The organism is Neptunicoccus cionae, assembly GCF_014643735.1.
Lineage (GTDB): Bacteria > Pseudomonadota > Alphaproteobacteria > Rhodobacterales > Rhodobacteraceae > Amylibacter > Amylibacter cionae.
This window is the reverse complement of the sequence record NZ_BMKA01000028.1, coordinates 1-539: the sequence shown is the minus strand read 5'-3', so window position 1 is coordinate 539 and position 539 is coordinate 1. Positions and strand designations below refer to the sequence as shown.

The following is a 539-nucleotide window of genomic DNA, read 5'->3' as shown; positions in this document are numbered from 1 at the left end:
GAGGCGCATGTCCCGTCAGATCATATGCTGCGCGAGATTGACCGGTTTCTGGACGTCGGCACAATCCGCCAGCAGTTGAGGCATTATTACCGCCACCTCGGACGCCCCTCGATTGATCCTGAGCTGATCGTACGGATGTTGGTGGTCGGATATGTTATGGGCATCCGGTCAGAACGGCGGCTTTGCGACGAAGTTCATTTGAACCTGGCCTATCGCTGGTTCTGTCGCCTCGGCTTGAACCAAAAGGTGCCCGATCACAGCACGTTCTCTAAATATCGTCATGGCAAATTCCGCGACAGTGATTTGCTGCGTTCTGTGTTCGAAGCCACCGTCGCACGCTGTATCTCAGAAGGTCTGGTCGGTGGTCATGGATTTGCTGTTGATGCCAGCTTGATCGAAGCAGATGTCGACAGAATGAACTCAACTGCCCAAGCGGAATGGGACGTTTCTGCTATCGACCCGGACGATGCGCCACGGGCTGTCAGAGAATATCTTGACGTTCTCGATGACAAAGCGTTTGGGGCGTCGACACCGGTCAA

The 539-nt window shown here is 54.5% G+C and carries 1 protein-coding gene; it reads left to right on the top strand.

From position 1 onward, the window contains the following. Positions 1-539, top strand: a 539-nt coding sequence (locus IEX10_RS19880; protein ID WP_188679042.1) for a transposase, incomplete at both ends; no start/stop codon positions are given.